General features: G+C 57.1%; 17 protein-coding genes. 7 read left to right on the forward strand and 10 right to left on the reverse strand.

All coding sequences use genetic code 11. The annotated features are described in order from the left end of the window. Nucleotides 1-103: 103 nt before the first annotated feature. The 5 genes from OKX01_RS03835 to glyQ are packed head-to-tail and all read right to left on the reverse strand — an operon-like array spanning nt 104 to nt 5,278. Nucleotides 104-985, reverse strand: a complete 882-nt coding sequence (locus OKX01_RS03835; protein WP_125277026.1) for a M48 family metallopeptidase — start codon at nt 983-985, stop codon at nt 104-106. Next, nucleotides 951-1,700, reverse strand: coding sequence for a lysophospholipid acyltransferase family protein (locus OKX01_RS03840; protein ID WP_094195779.1), 750 nt, complete (start codon nt 1,698-1,700; stop codon nt 951-953). The genes OKX01_RS03835 and OKX01_RS03840 overlap by 35 nt, the downstream gene beginning before the upstream one ends. 1 nt (nt 1,701) lies before the next feature. Continuing rightward, entirely contained in the window at nt 1,702-2,241 is a 540-nt protein-coding gene (gene gmhB, locus OKX01_RS03845; protein ID WP_094195780.1) for a D-glycero-beta-D-manno-heptose 1,7-bisphosphate 7-phosphatase, read from the reverse strand. Further along, a complete protein-coding gene (gene glyS, locus OKX01_RS03850) occupies nt 2,241-4,373 on the reverse strand; it encodes a glycine--tRNA ligase subunit beta (protein WP_094195781.1) in 2,133 nt (710 codons plus the stop codon). The genes gmhB and glyS overlap by 1 nt, the downstream gene beginning before the upstream one ends. Beyond that, nucleotides 4,373-5,278 (reverse strand): glycine--tRNA ligase subunit alpha, encoded by a 906-nt coding sequence (gene glyQ, locus OKX01_RS03855; RefSeq protein ID WP_094195782.1) that lies wholly within the window; start codon nt 5,276-5,278, stop codon nt 4,373-4,375. Before glyQ ends, glyS begins: the two co-directional genes overlap by 1 nt. A gap of 242 nt (nt 5,279-5,520) precedes the next feature. Between glyQ and OKX01_RS03860 the strand changes: the two genes are divergently transcribed. Next, nucleotides 5,521-6,288, forward strand: a complete 768-nt coding sequence (locus tag OKX01_RS03860; protein WP_094195784.1) for a crotonase/enoyl-CoA hydratase family protein — start codon at nt 5,521-5,523, stop codon at nt 6,286-6,288. A 39-nt stretch (nt 6,289-6,327) separates the two neighbouring features. Further along, nucleotides 6,328-7,848 (forward strand): fumarate hydratase, encoded by a 1,521-nt coding sequence (locus tag OKX01_RS03865; protein WP_042483647.1) that lies wholly within the window; start codon nt 6,328-6,330, stop codon nt 7,846-7,848. A gap of 327 nt (nt 7,849-8,175) precedes the next feature. Here the strand turns inward: OKX01_RS03865 and OKX01_RS03870 are convergent, their stop codons facing one another. Beyond that, a complete protein-coding gene (locus OKX01_RS03870) occupies nt 8,176-8,763 on the reverse strand; it encodes a TetR/AcrR family transcriptional regulator (protein ID WP_264672466.1) in 588 nt (195 codons plus the stop codon). A 133-nt stretch (nt 8,764-8,896) separates the two neighbouring features. On the opposite strand from OKX01_RS03870, the gene OKX01_RS03875 reads away from it, so the two are divergent. From OKX01_RS03875 to OKX01_RS03885, 3 genes are all read left to right on the forward strand, one after another. Further along, nucleotides 8,897-10,099, forward strand: coding sequence for an MFS transporter (locus OKX01_RS03875; protein WP_264672467.1), 1,203 nt, complete (start codon nt 8,897-8,899; stop codon nt 10,097-10,099). Between the two features lie 24 nt (nt 10,100-10,123). Next, nucleotides 10,124-11,335 carry an MFS transporter gene (locus OKX01_RS03880; protein WP_230019076.1) on the forward strand — a complete coding sequence of 404 codons (1,212 nt, stop codon included), beginning with the start codon at nt 10,124-10,126 and terminating at the stop codon, nt 11,333-11,335. Nucleotides 11,336-11,531: 196 nt separating this feature from the next. Then, nucleotides 11,532-11,810, forward strand: coding sequence for a hypothetical protein (locus tag OKX01_RS03885; RefSeq protein ID WP_230019077.1), 279 nt, complete (start codon nt 11,532-11,534; stop codon nt 11,808-11,810). A 180-nt stretch (nt 11,811-11,990) separates the two neighbouring features. Here the strand turns inward: OKX01_RS03885 and folK are convergent, their stop codons facing one another. Genes folK through hda form a run of 4 tightly spaced genes read right to left on the reverse strand, consistent with a single transcriptional unit; the run spans nt 11,991 to nt 15,266 of the window. Then, on the reverse strand, nt 11,991-12,443 hold the full coding sequence (gene folK / locus OKX01_RS03890) for a 2-amino-4-hydroxy-6-hydroxymethyldihydropteridine diphosphokinase (RefSeq protein ID WP_230019187.1): 453 nt from the start codon (nt 12,441-12,443) through the stop codon (nt 11,991-11,993). Nucleotides 12,444-12,472: 29 nt separating this feature from the next. Next, a complete protein-coding gene (pcnB, locus tag OKX01_RS03895) occupies nt 12,473-13,852 on the reverse strand; it encodes a polynucleotide adenylyltransferase PcnB (protein WP_264672468.1) in 1,380 nt (459 codons plus the stop codon). A 10-nt stretch (nt 13,853-13,862) separates the two neighbouring features. Further along, complete coding sequence (locus tag OKX01_RS03900; RefSeq protein ID WP_094195789.1) at nt 13,863-14,564, reverse strand: HAD family hydrolase; 702 nt, start codon at nt 14,562-14,564, stop codon at nt 13,863-13,865. Nucleotides 14,565-14,567: 3 nt separating this feature from the next. Beyond that, nucleotides 14,568-15,266 (reverse strand): DnaA regulatory inactivator Hda, encoded by a 699-nt coding sequence (gene hda / locus OKX01_RS03905; RefSeq protein WP_094195790.1) that lies wholly within the window; start codon nt 15,264-15,266, stop codon nt 14,568-14,570. A gap of 54 nt (nt 15,267-15,320) precedes the next feature. On the opposite strand from hda, the gene purM reads away from it, so the two are divergent. Continuing rightward, nucleotides 15,321-16,370 carry a phosphoribosylformylglycinamidine cyclo-ligase gene (gene purM / locus OKX01_RS03910; protein ID WP_264672469.1) on the forward strand — a complete coding sequence of 350 codons (1,050 nt, stop codon included), beginning with the start codon at nt 15,321-15,323 and terminating at the stop codon, nt 16,368-16,370. A 285-nt stretch (nt 16,371-16,655) separates the two neighbouring features. Next, a complete protein-coding gene (locus tag OKX01_RS03915) occupies nt 16,656-18,116 on the forward strand; it encodes an NCS1 family nucleobase:cation symporter-1 (RefSeq protein ID WP_264672470.1) in 1,461 nt (486 codons plus the stop codon). Nucleotides 18,117-18,127: the final 11 nt, after the last annotated feature.

An 18,127-nucleotide genomic window follows, 5' to 3' on the forward strand; every position in this document is an offset into this window, starting at 1 on the left:
TGCGTTGCGAATGCTCGCCGTAGTCCCGCTACGGCTGTGCTTCGCGTCTTGCCATGCGCGTGTTTGCATATTCATGTGAGGCTCCTTTTAATGTCAACAGGCCCTAAAGCAGGGGCAGGGTGACTGGATCATATTGTCGTAACTGATTGCGCGCATTGACAAAATCAGGGTAGAGCGATTCGACTAAAGCCCAGAAACGTGGGCCGTGATTCATCTCTTGCAGATGCGCGACCTCGTGAGCGACGACGTAATCAATGATGGATGGGTGAAAGTGTATCAGGCGCCAGTTCAGCATGATCGTGCCGTCACTGTTGCAGGATCCCCAGCGTTTGGCGGGGGCGGCCAGACGCAGTTTTCTGGCGCTCAGGCCTGACAATTCCAGATAATGCGCCAGACGCTGCTCAAACCAGAGCCGGGCCTGTTTTTGCAGCCAGGCTTGGGTCAGCTCCTGAACGCGCTGGGCCTCGGCATCGACGGGTAAGGGCAGGGACAAGCGCTGGCCGTGTTGGGCTTGGCTGATCAGGCCTTCAAACTGAACTTGTTGAATCTGTGGGTTCAGGCTCAGGCGGATGGGTACGCCCATAAAGGGCAGGGTATCGCCATCAACCCATTGCAGGCTTTGCAAGGCCAATTGTTCGCGACGCTGTTGGTATTCGCGCAGCTTGCGCAGTATCCAGGCGCTTTTGCTGTGCAGGACTTGTTCGGCCTGGCTGAGCTTTACCCAGGAAGGCATGGCAACGGTCAGGCCACTGTCGTTAATGGTCAGACCCAGGGTGCGACGTCGAGAGCGTTTGAGTTGATAGCCAATGGTGTGGCCATCCAGTTCGACTTGTTGCCACTGAACGCCTTCGGGCAAGGTGTCAGGCCGGATGGTCAAGACCTGGTTGGGCGGCAAAGCAGAACCAGCGGGCGGCTTTTCTTGCCGCTGCGCCGGGTGGGGAAAGGCCGTGTCAGGAAACAGAGCCAGTTGCGGGGGGACCGTCATAGCGTTCCGGGTTCAAGACGCGCATTTCGGTTTCAATCCATGTCTGTACGCGTTGGTTGACTTCTTCAGGGCTCAGCCCGGTGGGATCAATGGGAGGCCCAAAAGAGATAGTAACCAAGCCCGGCGTCTTGATAAAGGCATTGCGACGCCAGCATTCGCCCGCATTGTGGGCGACGGGGATGACCGGTGTGCCGGTACGGGTGGCCAGCAAGGCTCCCCCCATTTTGTAGCGGCCTGTTGTGCCAGGGGCGGTGCGAGTCCCTTCCGGGAACAAGAGGGGCCAGCGGCCCTCGTCAATGCGCTGCTGCCCGACCTTGATGACTTGTTCAAAGGCATCCCGGCCTTTGGCGCGATCAATCGGGATCATGCGCAACAAGGCCAATCCCCAACCGAAGAAGGGGACTTTGTGTAGCTCGCGCTTGTAAACAAAACACACCTGTCGCGGCATGTAGGACGGAAAGAACAATGTTTCCCAGGCTGATTGGTGCTTAGACAGGATGATGGCCTTGCCATCGGGCAGGTTTTCCCAGCCCTTGGTCTGCCAGCGTATGCCCAAAATCGTGCGGGCACCCCAGACCGCCAGACGCGGCCAGCCGGTGGTTACGCGGTAGCGTATATCCAGTGGCAGCGGTGCCATCAGCAGGCTGACAAAGGCATAGGGGATGACGGTAATCAACAAAAAGAGTTGATAGAGTGAAGCGCGGATAATGCCCATATCAGTTTCCGTGGAGCCATTTGTCGACAACAGCGGCCAGATCGGCCTCGACGCGCGTGCCGTCGGGCAAGCCGCCTTTCTCTAGAGTACGCATGCCTTTGCCAGTCTGGACCAACCAGGGAGCACAACCGGCTTGGCTGGCCGCCTGGAGATCGCGCAAGGAATCGCCCACCGAGGGGACGGTTTTCAGGTTTACTTCATAGCGGTGTGCGATATCGTGAAACATGCCAGGGGCTGGTTTGCGACAGGTGCAGCCATCATCAGGGCCGTGCGGGCAAATAAAGATGGCGTCGATAAAACCACCCAGCAAGGCCAGTTCGCGGCGCATCTTGGCATGGATGGCGTTTAGCGTGGTCATGGAAAATAAACCACGTGCCAGACCAGACTGGTTGGTGGCAATGACCACCTTCCAGCCGTTTTCGGTCAGGCGTGCCAAGGCCTCCAGACTGCCTGGAATGGCTTCCCACTCTTGTGGGCTTTTGATAAAGGCATCGCTGTCATGGTTGATGACACCGTCCCGATCAATGATGGCAAGTTTCACTAGTTAGCTAGCCTGGAAAGATCAGCAACCTGGTTCATCAGTGCGTGCAGCTTGGCCAGCAAGGCCAGACGGTTGGCACGGACGGCTGGATCTTCTGCCATGACCATGACGTCCTGGAAGAAGGTATCCACAGCACCACGGGCCTGAGCCAGGGTGGCCAGGGACGCGTCAAACTCGCCGGCTTCAAATTGGGCCTGAGCAACAGGCTGCAATTGCTCAATCTTGGCAGCCAGCTCGCGCTCGGCAGGTTCGACCAGCAGTTTGTCGTCCAGCGTGGCCAGTTCACCTTCGGCTTTCTTGAGCAGATTGCTGACACGCTTGTTGGCGGCAGCCAGACTCTCGGCTTCAGGGCGTTGGGCGAAGGAGGCGCAAGCTTGGATACGGGCGTGAACCTGTTCCAGCGGTGGGCGCAGGGCCAGCACGGCATCCACCACGCTGCGCTCGTAATCGTTGCTGAGCTGGTTACGGTAGCGTTCGTAAATGAAGGTTTGAACCGCGTCTACCGTGTCAGCAGCCAGGGCACCGTCCTTGAAGAAGGATGCCGTGGTGTTCAGCAGCGTATCCAGATTCAGGCTATTGGCCTTCAACTGGGCACCGGCTTGTAGCTGTTCGTAGGCGCTGATCAGGCCCAGAGCCGCGCGGCGCAGGGCGTAGGGGTCGCGTTCACCTGTAGGAGCCAGACCAATGCCCCAGATACCGACCAGAACCTCGGCGCGCTCGGCCAGGAACAGAATGGCCTGGGTCAGGCTGGCTTCTGTGACTGGCTGGTCCAGACGGTGACGGTATTGCTCACGAATCGCCAGCACGATGTCCTCGGGCTCGCCATCGCCTTGGGCGTAGTAAGCACCCATCACACCTTGCAGTTCGGGGAATTCGCCCACCATATTGGAGTTCAAGTCCGCCTTGGCCAGAAGCGCGGCACGACGGGCGTGCTCTTGATTGGCACCCAACTGCTTGGCGATGTAGCCAGCGACGGACTGCAAGCGTTCGATACGGTCCAGTTGCGAACCCAGCTTGTTGTGGTACACGCTGCCAGCCAGTGTAGGAACACGCTCGGCCAGAGTCTGTTTGCGATCAGTTTCAAAGAAGAACTGGGCGTCCGCCAGACGGGGGCGAACCACGCGCTCGTTACCTTCAATGATGTTGCTGGGATCGTCCACCTTCATATTGCTGACTATCAAAAAGCGATTGGTCAGTTTTTGGGTGGCGGGGTCAAACAGTGGGAAATACTTTTGATTCAGACGCATGGTCAGAATCAGGCACTCGGAAGGCACTTGCAGGAATTGCTCGTCGAACTGGCCCACGTACACGGTGGGGTATTCGACCAGAGCGGTGACTTCGTTCAGCAACGCTTCCACTTCGGGATCGTTGCCCAAGGTGGAGTTCAGGCGTTTGGCTTCAGCTTCCAGGTCGGTGCGAATCTGTTCGCGGCGAGTCTCGAAGGACGGAACGACCCAGCCTTGTTCCTGGACTTGGGTGGCCCAGCTATCGGCATCACGGATGTCGAAGGGGGCATCGCACATGAAGCGGTGGCCGTGTGTTTGACGACCGGCTTGCAGACCCAGGGCGCTGACGGGAACGATGTCCGAACCCCACAGGGCGACCAGACCATGGGCAGGGCGCACAAAGCGCACGCTGCTGACACCATCGGCCAACTGGTAGCGCATCACTTTAGGGATGGGCAGGTGGGTAATGGACCATTCCAGGGCTTCTTGCAGGCCATCTTTCAGCGCCGCGCCGGTGGCTATGCCGCTAGCGTACAGGTAATCCTGCTTGCCATCGGATTCGCGCAGCAGGTCGCTGGCTTTCAGATGTTCCAGACCTTTGGCAGCCAGGCGTTTGGCCAGAGCCGGGGCGATCTCGCCGTTGGCATCCAGGCCAATATGGGCGGGCATCAGTTTTTCGGTGTAAGGCTGGTCTTCAGCTTGCTGGTAAGCAGCGCTGAACCAGGCAGCCAAGCGGCGTGGCGTGGCGTAGGCACGCACTTCACAGTTCGGTGCCAGCAGGGCTTGCTCGCCCAATACTTTTTGCAGACCTTCACTAAAGGCCTGACCTAGCTGTTGCAGCGCTTTGGGGGGCAGTTCTTCAGTGAACAGTTCAATCAGCAAAGGCTGTGTCGTGGAGGCGTTCATTACTTGGCCTCCGAGGATGTGTTGCTCAGCATGGGGAAACCTAGGCGTTCGCGGGAGTCGTAGTAAGCCTGTGCGACAGCGCGGGACAGATTGCGGATACGGCCAATATAGGCAGCGCGCTCAGTCACACTGATGGCGCCGCGTGCATCGAGCATATTGAAGGTATGGGCCGCTTTCAGCGTTTGCTCGTAAGCGGGCAGGGCCAGCGGCACGTCAATGATGCGCTTGGCTTCGGCTTCGTAGTCGTTGAAATGCGCAAACAGCACATCGGTGCTGGCGTGCTCGAAATTGTAGGTGGATTGCTCGACTTCGTTCTGGTGGAACACGTCGCGGTAGTAAATGCGCTGGCCGTTGTGACCTTCGGTCCAGACCAGATCGTAGACGCTTTCCACGCCTTGCAAGTACATGGCCAGACGTTCCAGACCATAGGTGATTTCGCCCGTGGTCGGCGTGCAATCCAGGCCGCCTACTTGCTGGAAGTAGGTGAACTGGGTGACTTCCATCCCGTTGAGCCAGACTTCCCAGCCCAGACCCCAGGCGCCCAGTGTCGGGTTTTCCCAGTCGTCTTCAACAAAACGGATGTCGTGCGCCTTGGGATTGATGCCCAATGCTTCCAGCGAGCCGATATACAGATCCAGAATGTTTTCAGGTGCGGGCTTGAGCACGACCTGAAACTGGTAATAGTGTTGCAGGCGGTTGGGGTTGTCCCCGTAGCGCCCGTCTTTGGGGCGGCGCGAAGGTTGTACATAGGCAGCGCGCCAGGGTTCGGGACCAATAGCCCGTAAAAAGGTTGCCGTATGAGAGGTTCCGGCACCGACTTCCATGTCGTAGGGCTGAAGCAGAGCGCATCCGTGCTTGTCCCAGTATTGCTGGAGCGTAAGTATGATTTGCTGAAAGGTGAGCATGAGCAATGGCCAGTAAAGCGAGAAGCTGCAAAATTTTTCTATTTTAGCGTGAACTGCGCCCTTGCAGCAGAAAAGCGCCCGCAATGGGCTATTTTGGCCGTCCGGGCCATGGGCAAGGCCGCTGTGTACCGGGCGGTCAAGTTGTTTTTAGACGTATCATATGCGTTTGTCCAAATACGGCTTATTTGCTGACCCGATCTTGAAACACAATCCCGGGCAGCAGTCTATAGGAGGCTAGGTCCATGAGTGAACTTGTCACGCTTGAACGTATCGGCAAGGTGTTGTTGATTACCTTGAACCGTCCCGAGGCACGCAATGCCATCAACCTGGAAACGGCGCAGGCGCTGGCTCAGGCTCTGGATGAGTTTGATGCCGACCCCAGCATTGCCGTAGGCGTGCTGACCGGCGCTAACAATACGTTCTGCGCCGGTATGGATCTGAAAGCCTTTGCCAAGACGGGGCAGCGCCCTTATGTAGGCGACCGCGGCTTTGCCGGTATTTGCGAGCGCCCGCCTGCCAAGCCATTGATTGCCGCTGTGGAAGGCTACTGTCTGGCCGGTGGTTTTGAAATTGCCTTGTCCTGCGACCTGATTGTTGCGGCCGACAGCGCCAACTTTGGTCTGCCTGAAGTGAAACGCGGCATCGTTCCTGGATCGGGCGGCATGGTGCGTTTGCCAAGCCGCGTCCCTTACCATATGGCCATGGAAATGGTGCTGACCGGCGGGATGTACCCCGCGGCCCGTATGGCAGAACTTGGGTTGGTCAGCCGTCTGGCCGAGCCAGGCAAAGCCACCGAGCAGGCCCTGGCACTGGCCGAGCAGATTGCTGCCAATGGTCCTTTGGCTGTGCAAACTGCCAAGAGCATTATTTCCCAGTCGCGCGACTGGCGTCAGTCGGATCTGTTTGATCTGCAACGCCCTCGTATCGCTGCCATCTTCACCTCTGCAGACGCCAAGGAAGGCGCGACGGCCTTCGCTGAAAAGCGCGAACCTGTCTGGCAGGGCAAATAGTTTCCCCTTGTTCATTCCGTTTTTTATATAGACGCCACCATGACCACGATCAAAGAAGACGATCTGATTCAGTCCATCGCTGATGCGGTGCAGTTCATCAGTTACTACCATCCCACCGACTATCTGGAGCATCTGGCCCGCGCCTACGAGCGCGAACAGAACCCGGCGGCCAAAGATGCCATCGCCCAGATCCTGACCAACTCGCGCATGTGTGCCGAGGGCCACCGCCCCATCTGTCAGGACACCGGGGTGGTGAACGTATTCCTGAAAGTGGGCATGGGTGTGCGCTTTGATACCAAGCGCTCCTTGCAGGAGCTCTGTGACGAGGGGGTACGTCGCGGTTATCTGAATCCGGATAATCCGCTGCGGGCCTCCATCCTGAACGACCCCTTGTTCACGCGCAAGAACACGCGCGACAACACACCCTGTATTGTGAATGTCGAACTGATCGCTGGGGATCAGGTCGACATTCAAGTGGCAGCCAAGGGTGGTGGTTCAGAAAACAAGAGCAAGTTCGTGATGCTCAACCCCAGCGATTCTCTGGTTGATTGGGTACTCAAGACCGTTCCTACGATGGGCGCTGGCTGGTGTCCTCCGGGCATGCTGGGTATTGGCGTTGGCGGCACAGCCGAAAAAGCCATGCTGATGGCTAAAGAAGCCCTGATGGAAGACATCGATATGTACGAGCTGCTGCAACGCGGCCCGCAAAGCAAGCTGGAAGAGCTGCGTATCGAGCTTTACGAGAAGGTCAATGCTCTGGGTATTGGCGCTCAAGGTCTGGGTGGTTTGACGACTGTGCTGGATGTGAAGATCAACACCTTCCCGACCCACGCCGCTTCCAAGCCTGTGGCCATGATCCCCAACTGTGCGGCAACCCGCCACGTGCATTTCTCGCTGGATGGCAATGGCCCAGCCGAGCTGGCACCTCCACCGCTGTCGGCCTGGCCTGACATTCACTGGGCACCGGACTACAACAAGTCCCGCCAGGTGAATCTGGATGAGCTGACCCCTGAAGAAGTGGCTTCCTGGACGCCAGGTCAGACCTTGCTGCTGTCGGGCAAGATGTTGACGGGCCGTGACGCCGCTCACAAGCGTATTCAGGACATGCTGGAAAAGGGCGAGTCCCTGCCAGTGGACTTCACCAACCGCGTGATTTACTACGTGGGCCCGGTTGATCCTGTGCGTGACGAAGCCGTGGGTCCAGCAGGCCCAACCACCGCCACTCGCATGGACAAGTTCACCGAGATGATGCTGGCCAAAACCGGCCTGATCTCCATGATCGGCAAGGCCGAGCGTGGCCCAACCGCGATTGAAGCCATTCGTGCTCACAAGTCGGCTTACCTGATGGCCGTGGGTGGTTCTGCGTACCTGGTATCCAAGGCCATTCGCAATGCGAAAGTGGTGGCTTTTGAAGACCTGGGCATGGAAGCCATTTACGAGTTCGAGGTTCAGGATATGCCTGTGACCGTAGCCGTGGATTCGCAAGGCGTGTCCGTGCACAACACTGGCCCGGCCGAGTGGCGCAAGCGTATTGCAGAGATCTCTTTGGTCGCTGTGTAAGACGTGAAGTGGGAAGCTTGGGCTTCCCGGTTTGGTCGATAAAAAACCCGCATGAGTGTTTCTGGTCTGCTTGTAAAAGCAGTGTCAGCACAACATTCAATGCGGGTTTTTTTTATGGCTGGCGTTTATGTGGCCTTTACTTGCTTGCCAGGACGTTTCGGCTTTTGGGACGGCTCATCATCGCCGCAAAAACCAGGACCGTATATTTCTCGCCGCTCAAGAAGTCGCGTAAAACAGAATTCGATTTGTTGATCTGCCTGTCGCTAGAAGCAGATACTCCCAGGCCTGCTCTTTGCCGGGACTCTAGCTGCTTTGAGCATCACCCGTTCAGGACTTGATCAGCAAGCCGCGCAGCAACAAATCCAGTGCTGCCAGCCCCTTCACCAAGCGGGCATCGCCATCCTCTCCCTGGGCAATCCAGAATGCGGCTTCAGCCAGACTGCCGTAAATCAGGGAAGCCAGGGCGTGGGGATCGGCCTGTTCAATCCGGCCTTGATCCATCAGTGCCTGAATCAGGCTTTCCATGGAACCGACACAATATTGATGTGATTCGGGTGAGGCGCCACCCAGTACGGCTTTGGCATCACACAAGACAATGCGCTGCATTTCGGGCTCCAGTGCCATTTCCAGATAGGCATGGCAGCGGCGTACAAACCCGTCCCAGGCATCCTCGGCATTGTTTGAAATAGCCTGCAGGCGTTCATCCATTTCTGCATCGATCTGATCGACCACCGCCGCCAGCAAACCTTTTTTGTCGCCGAAGTGATGGTAGAGCGCGCCGCGTGTCAGACCTGCTTGGGCCGTCAATTCGTCCATGGATGTGTCGGCATAACCACGCTCTGCAAAGAAGGTGCGAGCGGTGGCCAGCAGGGTGGCGCGGGTTTCTTCCATCTCGGCGCGGGTACGGCGTGCCATAGTTTCTCCTTACATACGGACTGAATGTATATTTACATGCGCGGCGTATGTATATATCATTTTAAACATACGCCTTGTATGTATTGTCGACGCATCACCGTGTCGTGGCAAGCGGGCGTTCACGGAGAATGTAATGGCTCAGCCTTATCGAGAACTTTTTGCCGCGCCCGGCACACGGGGTTTTGCCCTGGCCGGGCTGCTGGCCCGGATTCCGTTGCCCATGATAGGGATAGGAATCATCACCATGCTGTCGCAATTGCGGGGCAGCTATGCCTTGGCGGGGGCGGTGTCCGCCACTTTTGTCCTGACTTATGCGCTGGTGTCGCCGCAGGTATCCCGTTGGGTGGACCAGCGTGGGCAAAGTCGTGTCCTGCCGCTGGCAACAGCCATCAGTGTGCTGGGCCTGCTGCTCTTGTTGGGGGCGAGCTGGTGGCAAGCGCCTGATTGGATCTTGTTTGCAGGCGCGGTGCTGGCCGGTTTCATGCCCAGCATGTCGGCCATGGTACGTGCCCGCTGGACGGCGATTTATCGCGGCCAGGATCGCTTGCAAACGGCATATTCGTTGGAAACCGTGCTGGATGAAGTCACCTTTATTGCCGGGCCGCCTTTGTCGGTGGGCTTGGCGGTTCTGGTGTTTCCGCAAGCGGGTGTGCTGGCTGCTGCGCTATTACTGATTGCGGGTGTGTTGGCTCTGCTGCTCCAAAAGGGGACTGAGCCACCGATTCAAGTGCAGGAGCAGGGCAGTCGCCCTTCGGTTCTGCGTCTGAATAGTGTGCGTCTATTGGCCCTGTTGATGGTCGCCATGGGGGTGATCGTGGGCACCGTGGATATTGTCAGCGTGGCTTTTGCCGAGCAGATGGGGCAGCCGGGGGCGGCCAGTCTGGTGCTATCGGCTTACGCCTTGGGTTCTTGCGTGGCGGGTCTGGTGTTTGGTGGTTTGAAGCTGAATATTCCTTTGCATCGTCTGCTTTTAGTAGGTGGTTTGGCTACCGCTGCCACGACCTTGCCTTTATGGCTGGTGGCCAGCGTGGCTCAGTTGGCAGGGGCGGTCTTGCTGGCTGGTCTGTTTTTCGCTCCCACCATGATTGTTGCCATGTCGCTGGTTGAGCGTGTGGTGCCGGAGCAGCAATTAACCGAGGGCATGACCTGGTTGCTGGCTGGTTTGAATATTGGTGTGGCCATGGGGGCTGCCGCTTCGGGACAGATGGTGGATCAGGGCGGAGCTAGTTCTGGTTTTATGGTCGCGCTCTATGCCGCTGCCTTGATCGTCTTGCTTGCCTTGTTCAGCCATCAACGTTTGCGCAAACCTGTAACGGCTCGTTCCTGCGCTGTTTAGCCTTCTTTCCTTGAATATTTAGCGATGAATACCTCTTCTCTATCCATGGCCGGGCAGCCCGGCAAGCGGCAGTCCTGGTTGGCGGTTGGCGCTGTTGGCTTGGCCACCTTTTCAGTGGTCACCACAGAAATGTTGCCCGTAGGTTTGTTGACCCCCATTGCAGACAGCTTGCAGACCTCTACGGGGACGGCTGGTTTGTTGATTTCCTTACCTGCCTTATTGGCCGCTTTGTTTGCGCCGCTGGTGGTGTTGGTTTCTGGTGGCGTGGATAGGCGACGCATCCTGTGCGGTTTGCTGGCCTTGTTGGTGGTGGCCAATATTGCGTCTGCCCTGGCTCCCAGCATTGTCTGGATGCTGGCTGCCCGTGTACTGGTCGGCTTTTGCATGGGAGGGATCTGGGCCATTGCGGGGGGGTTGGCCTCTCGTCTGGTTCCGGCTCAGTCTGTGGGGTTGGCAACCTCGATCATCTTCGGTGGGGTCGCCGCGGCTTCTGTATTGGGCGTGCCCTTAGGCGCCTTGATGGGCGATCTGCTCGGGTGGCGCTGGGCCTTTGGCGGCATGGCGCTACTGAGCGCTTCGGTGCTGATCTTCCATCTGGCCGTGATTCCTCCTCTGTTCGTGTCGTGCTCGACCACATGGCGTCAGTTCGTCGAGCAATTTGGCAATCGGCGGTTATGGTTTGGCTTGCTGCTGACCTTGATGCTGGTTGCGGGGCATTTCAGCGCGTTTACCTTTGTGCGTCCTCTTTTGCTGTCTGTTTCGGGCATAGGCTCTGAATGGATAGGGGGCTTGTTGTTCGCTTATGGTGTGGCCGGGATTGTGGGCAATTTCCTGATCGGGATTTCGGCGGCGCAACGCACTGAAGCCAGCTTGATGGCGATAGCGTTGGGTATAAGCATCACTGCTTTGCTTTTCTTGACAGTGGGTGGTTCACCGCTGGGTGGAGGTGTGATTTTGCTGCTTTGGGGCCTGGCCTATGGCGGGGTGTCGGTTGGGCTGATGAGCTGGATGATGAAGGCTGCAGCCAATGCTGTTGAGGTCGCCACTGCGTTGTACGTGGCTGTCTTCAATATCGGCATAGCGCTTGGCTCCTGGCTGGGTGGGCAGTTTGTGGACGCCTATGGCTTGAGTGCAAATCTGGGGCTGGCTGGCCTGGCCTCTTTTGTTGTGTTTTTGCTGCTGTTCGGAATAATTTTGCGACATAAAAGCTGTGCGAAAAAACAGGGCCCAGACTGATTTTCCCGGTCCAGCAAGGGCGCAAGCGCGGGTTATTGCTTATTGGTGACTTGGAGCAGCACTGCGACGATGTTTGTCAGAACTCCTTGAAATATTCTGTACATTGTTATGTTGTACGGTATAGGGATGCTTTCTGGCTGACCTCCCCTTATGGGCACACAATGTCGGTATGGGTGGTCTTAATTAAGGGCCTTGTATGACGCAACTTCAGCGCTCCACAACTATTCCGCAGCTCAACCCCACTATTTGGAACACTCTTGAGCTCGTGCGCTTACGCCAAACTCCCTGGCACAAGAAACAAGCCGTTTTTGAACAATTACAGTCGCTGGGATTAGTCCAAGCCATCCCGCAAACGACGCAAACTCCTTCCCCTTTTCCCGCTCCCCTGATAGCCATGTTGACCGAAGAAGGGCGGCAGTTGCTGGAAGCCCGATCCAATCATCAGGACGCGCTGATCAAGCTCTTGGACGCCTAGCGCGCAAAAAAAACGTTAATAGGCCGGTGTCGATGACAGCGGCCTGTACAGCGTTTGCAGGGAGTCTTTCTTGCTCGCTCCAAGGAGCTGGCCGGGGTGTAGTCACCCCTTATTTCAGTCACTAGCAGCCTTGTCACGCATTGATGACGCAAAAAGGTGGCAAGTTGATCCTGCGTGCAATTAGTCCAGGCGCCAGATGCCCTGGTCTTTCACCGAGTCCAGCAGGGTGCTTATGTGGCCTTGGGCCAGTTCAAGTTCAGGAGCCAGATCGGCCAGTGGAACCAGCACAAAGGCACGCTCGTGCATGCGGGGATGTGGCACGATCAACCGTTCCGTATTGATCTGCTCTTGCCCGTAAAGCAGCAAGTCCAGATCCAGGGTACGGGGTGCATTACGGTACAGGCGTGTGCGGCCGTGCTCGTGCTCGATGGCTTGCAGAAGATCCAACAAGGCCTCGGGCGCCAGGGTGCAGGTGAAGCGGACGACAGTATTGACGTAATCCGGGCCACTGGAATCGACGGGAGCCGTGCTGTAGAAATGGGCCAGCGTCAGATCCTGGATGCCAGCAGTAGCGGCCAGTTCAGCCGCTGCTGTTTCCAGAGTTTGCCGTGCCTCACCCAGATTTGCGCCCATAGCCACAAAAACGGTGGTGTTGCCTGGGATCACGATTCGTTTGCGCCTGCTGAGTTGCTGCGCTTGGCATTGGAGCGGCGACGACGTGTGCGGCGCTGACCACTGCGCGAGCCAGTGGCGGCGGTGCCAGCAGGTTTGCGCACGGCGATCATGGCGCTGCGCTCTTCATCGTCCGCATCGGCCAGGTCCATCCACCACTGTGCCTGTACGCTATCGATCTCTTTGGCTTCGGCGCGTAGTTGTAAAAAGTCCACAGCGGCACGGAAACGAGGTTGTTCCGTCATGCGCCAGATGGCGCGATTGGCGATGCGTTCAAAACGGGGCTGCATGAACCAGATTTCGCGCATATCCGACTGGAAGCGCTTTTGAATCGGCATGATGCGGCTTTGTTTTTCCAGGATTAGGTCGGCGGCCTCCAGCAAGGCTTGCTGGGGATGCATGTCCTGAGCGCTGCGTCGGTCCCACTCCTGCTTGACCAGCTTCCAGAGCAGGCAGGCATAGATAAAGCTGGGGCTGACCGATTTACCGGCGCGAACGCGGGTATCGGTACGGGCCAGGGCCATATCCAGAAATTCCGAGCCACCGGGCAGGCGCTGCACCGGCTCCACCATGGGCAAGAGCTTGCTGTGCAGGCCCAAGGCTTGCAGGCGCTGGATGCAATCCATGGCGTGGCCGCAGTTCAGCAGCTTGAGGGTTTCGTCAGCCAGGCGGGACTCGGGCACGTTCTCGATCAGGCGCGACAAGGAACGAATCGGCGCGTCGGTCGTGGGTTCGATAGTGGCATCCAGCTTGGAAGCGAAGCGCACGGCGCGTAGCATGCGGACCGGGTCTTCACGATAGCGGGTTTGCGCATCACCAATAATACGTACCTGACGGTCTTTCAGATCGGCCACCCCGTTGTGGTAGTCGATAACGGTTTCGGTCAGAGGATCGTAGTAAAGCGCGTTCAGCGTGAAATCACGGCGGGCGGCATCGTCTTCGATGGTGCCGTACTCGTTGTCTCGCAGGATCCGGCCATGTTCGTCGGTCTGCTTGCCGCTATCGTCAGCCCGGAACGTCGAGGTTTCGATGATTTCCTGGCCAAACACCACGTGAACCAGGCGGAAGCGGCGGCCAATAATGCGGGCGCGACGGAACAGGGGGCGGATTTGCTCGGGCGTGGCGTTGGTCGCCACGTCAAAGTCCTTGGGTTCCAGGCCCACCAGCAAATCGCGCACCGCGCCGCCCACGACATAGGCTTGATAGCCTTCGTGGTTCAGCACTTCGCACACTTTGATGGCATGACGTGAGACCAGACGCCGGTCTATGCCATGTTCTTCACGTGTGTAGCGGCGCGGCCCTTTGGGACGCGCGCTTTTGGCTGGTTTGAGCAGCCGGTCGACAAATGTTTTTATTGTTCGCTTGAGCATGCGTCTGATTTTACGATTTGCTGTCCATCATGTCAGCGAACAAATCGATGACGAGCCAATTACGTTCGGTCGCCACGGCGCGCAGCTTGTCGCTGGGGTTGGTCGCCACAGGGTCGGTCACCACTTCCATCAGGGGCAGATCATTGGGCGAATCGCTGTAGAACCAGCTGCGCTCGAAGTCAGCCAGAGATTTGCCCATGGTTTGGAGCCATTGCTCCACACGGGTAATCTTGCCAGCCTGAAAGCTGGGCACACCGCTGATCTTGCCGGTGTAGCGGCCATCTTTCATTTCAGGGGTAGTGGCGATCAAGTGGTCTACGTCCAGTGCAGCGGCAATGGGACGCGTCACAAATTCGTTGGTGGCCGTCACAATCGCTACCAGATGGCCCTGGTCCTGATGCTGGGCCAGCAGCTCGCGGGCAGCGGGGCTGATCGAGGGCAGGATCACGGCCTGCATGAATTCGTCTTGCCAGGCCAGCAACTCTTCCTGGCTGGCGTTGGTGAGCAGGCCCAACATGAATTCGGCCGATTCTTCGGCCGTCAATAATCCCTGGTTATAGCGTTCCATCAGGTCTTCATTCAGACGGATGGCTTCGGCGGGGTCACCGACGCGGCCAGTACGGGCCAGGAAGTCAGCCCACTGGTAATCGCTATCTAAAGGAAGCAGAGTGTGGTCCAGATCAAACAGGGCAATAAAAGAAGAAGCAGTCATGACTCAACTAGAAGATTGGGTCTGGCTGTTGGCCAGAAGTTCTTTGAGCAGGGGTAAAGTGATGGGGCGTTTCTTTACCAGTGAATAGTTGTCCAGCGCATCGATCAGTGCGCTCAAGCGGTTCATATCGCGATCGTAGTGAGTCAGTATCCAACTGAGCACTTCCGCTTGCAGTTGCAGCCCACGGGCAGCGGCCCGCTGTTGCATGGCTTCGGCCCGGTGGGCGTCCGACAGGTATTCCAGTCTGAATACCAGGTCCCAGCCCAGTCGTGTTCGCAAGTCCTCGCGTACTGACATGGTTTTGGGTGCCCGGTCGCCGGAGACCAGCAGCGTGAAGGCGTCGGGCCGGGTGGCCGACTCGCGCCAGCGATTGTACAGTGCAAATACGGCAGCCTGTCCGTGCTTGTCAAAACGTTCGATATCGTCGATGGCCAAGAGGCTGGGAGGGGCTTTGTCATCCGTGGCGATGTCAAAGATGGGCTGGGAGGGAGTATCTGAACTAAAATAGCGGCTGTCGTCTTGACTGGCCATCGCCCGCAGCAGATGTGTTCGACCTGCGCCGGGCGGTCCCCACAGGTAAACCGCGCGTCCTGGACTGCACTGACGCAGAGCCTGCAACGCAGCCTGATTCGCTCCGGCAACAAAGTTGTCCAAAGAGGCAGGCGGTGCTGGAGATATATCCAGAATCAGTTGCTCGGTCATGTGTCGTACAATTTCGTCCAACTCGCAATTTTCACATATCCCACGGCTTTTCCCATGAAAAACACTACTTCTGTTTCCTTGACCTACCGCGATGCAGGCGTGGATATCGACGCGGGCGATGCCCTGGTCGATCGTATTAAACCACTGGCTGCCAAAACCATGCGTGCAGGCGTCATGGCTGGAATCGGAGGCTTTGGCGCTTTGTTTGAAGTGCCTACCCACCTTAAAGAGCCCGTTCTGGTGTCCGGCACCGACGGTGTTGGTACCAAACTACGCCTGGCATTTGACTGGCAGCGCCACGACACTGTGGGTATAGACCTGGTGGCCATGAGTGTCAACGACATTCTAGTCCAGGGCGCAGAACCCTTGTACTTTCTGGATTATTTTGCCTGCGGCAAGCTGTCGGTCGATACGGCGGCTCAAGTGGTGGGTGGCATTGCCAAGGGTTGTGAACTGTCCGCTTGCGCCCTGATCGGTGGCGAAACGGCAGAGATGCCCGGCATGTACCCCGAAGGCGAATACGACCTGGCCGGTTTTGCGGTGGGTGCGGTGGAGAAATCGCGCATTATCGACGGCAAGTCCATTGTCCCCGGTGACGTGGTTCTGGGCCTGGCATCCAGCGGTGCTCACTCCAATGGCTACTCTTTGATTCGCAAGATTCTCAAGCACGCCAATGCCAAGCCTACCGACGAGCTGGATGGCCGTCCTTTGGCTGACGTGGTTATGGAACCCACCCGCATTTACGTGAAATCCGTGCTGGCCGCCTTGGCTGCCCACGGTGCAGACATCAAGGGCTTGGCTCACATCACGGGCGGCGGTTTGCTGGAGAACGTGCCACGCATTCTGCAAAAGCACCTGACTGCCCGCCTGAAGCGCGATTCCTGGAGCATGCCTGCCTTGTTCCAGTGGTTGCAAAGCAACGGTAACGTGGCCGACGAAGAAATGTACCGCGTGTTCAACTGTGGTATTGGCATGATCATCATCGTTCCTGCAGACAAGGCAGAGGCCATCAGCGCCACCTTGTCCGAGCAAGGTGAAACCGTCTACCAACTGGGCGAAATCCTGGAACGTCAGGAAGGTCAGGCGCAGACTGAAGTGGTCTGAAACCCTCGGATCTTTCCGTGAATAGAAAAGCCAGCTCAATGAGCTGGCTTTTTTTATTTCTGCGTCTGCTCCCGAAGCCCGCTGTATTAGCGCATCGAATCTGGTGTATTTGATTTTCAAATAAGGTTTATATGAAAGTAATTATGCTGTTTTTCGAGCTAATCCGAATTTAAGTATTACTCGTACATTCCATAATGTTCCCCGGCCAGCAAGGCTCCTACAGTAGCGGCAAGAGCATAGAAATATTAGCTGAAATGTTAGAAGCAATTTCTGAGGGGAAGAAAAATGGAGCATAGCGATTTATCCTTGAAGGACCCGCATCCATCCTTGCATAACGAGGATCTGGCGCCTTTGCCGCGACAAAAACGTTTGTGGGGCTGGTTCGAGATTTTCAATGTCTGGTCCAACGATATTCAAAGTCTGTTTGGCTATACCCTGGCCGCCACCTTGTTTATTTCTTATGGGCTCAATGGCTGGGCCGTGTTTGCCGGTATCTTGCTGGCCGGTTTTATTGTGATGGGCCTGGTGAACCTGAGCGGTAAACCCAGCGTGTTGTATGGCGTTCCCTATCCTGTGATCGCCCGTATCAGCATGGGGGTGAAGGGCGCCAAGTTTCCTGCCCTGGTACGCGGGATTGTGGCTATCTTCTGGTACGGCGTGCAGACCTACTTTGCCTCTACCGCCTTGGCTTTGTTGTTCAATGCCTTGCTCGGCCACCCGGGAGGTGCTCTGTTCCTGGGGCTGGATTGGGTGGGCTGGTTGTCTTACATCGTGGTCTGTGTCTTGCAACTGGGTATTTTTCTGATGGGCATGAAGTGGATTACGCGCTTCCTGAATTGGGCAGGTCCCTTGGTGTACCTGGTGATGTTCGCGCTGCTGGCGGTGATTTGGTACAAGGCAGGCAGCGGTCTGCTTGATAAAGTAGGCGAGATTTTTGCCGGTAAGGGCACTTATGAAGGCGGCCCCTTGATGGCCTTTGGTGCGGTGGTGGGGACCATGGTGGCGTACTTTGCCGCTGTCGTGATCAATTACGGTGACTTCTCGCGTTTTGTGAAAGACGAGCGCAGCATGCGTATCGGTAACTTCATGGGCTTGCCCGTCAGTCTAGCCGTGTTCTCCTTCCTGGCCTTGTTCATTACCGCTGGTACGGCTGTGCTGTTTGGTGAAACCTTGACCAACCCCACCGATATTGTGGATCGTGTCGATAGCCTGGTTCTGACGGTCATTGCGGCTTTGACCTTCTTTGCCGCCACCGTCGGTATCAACCTGGTGGCGAACTTCATTCCGCCTGCTTTTGACCTGGCTAATCTGAAGCCCGAGCTGATCTCCGCAAAGATGGGTGGCATTCTGACTGCTGTCATTGCTTTCTTTATCGGTGCTCTGTGGCTGCCGCTGATCAGCGCCATCGGGATTACCGGCTTTGTGGATACCTTGGGCGCCTTGCTGGCTCCCTTGTACGGCATCATGATTGTGGACTTTTACTTGATTCGCAGACAGCGGGTGGTGGTGTCGGATCTGTTCTCCCTGAAAGAAAGTGGTGCCTACTACTTTCAGAATGGTTGGAACAAGCGTGCCATGATCGCTTTTTTCCTGGCGGCCGTGTTCTCGGTGGCGACGGTGTGGGTACCCGCACTGGCGAATATGGCCGGTTATGGTTGGTTGATTGGTGCCTTGTTGGGCGGTGCGTTCCAGTACCTGGCGATGCGCACTCAAATCCAGCCCAAGCTGAACGGCGCTTCGGCGTAAAAACGGAGTTT

The organism is Alcaligenes sp. SMD-FA (assembly GCF_025960365.1).
Lineage (GTDB): Bacteria > Pseudomonadota > Gammaproteobacteria > Burkholderiales > Burkholderiaceae_B > Alcaligenes > Alcaligenes aquatilis.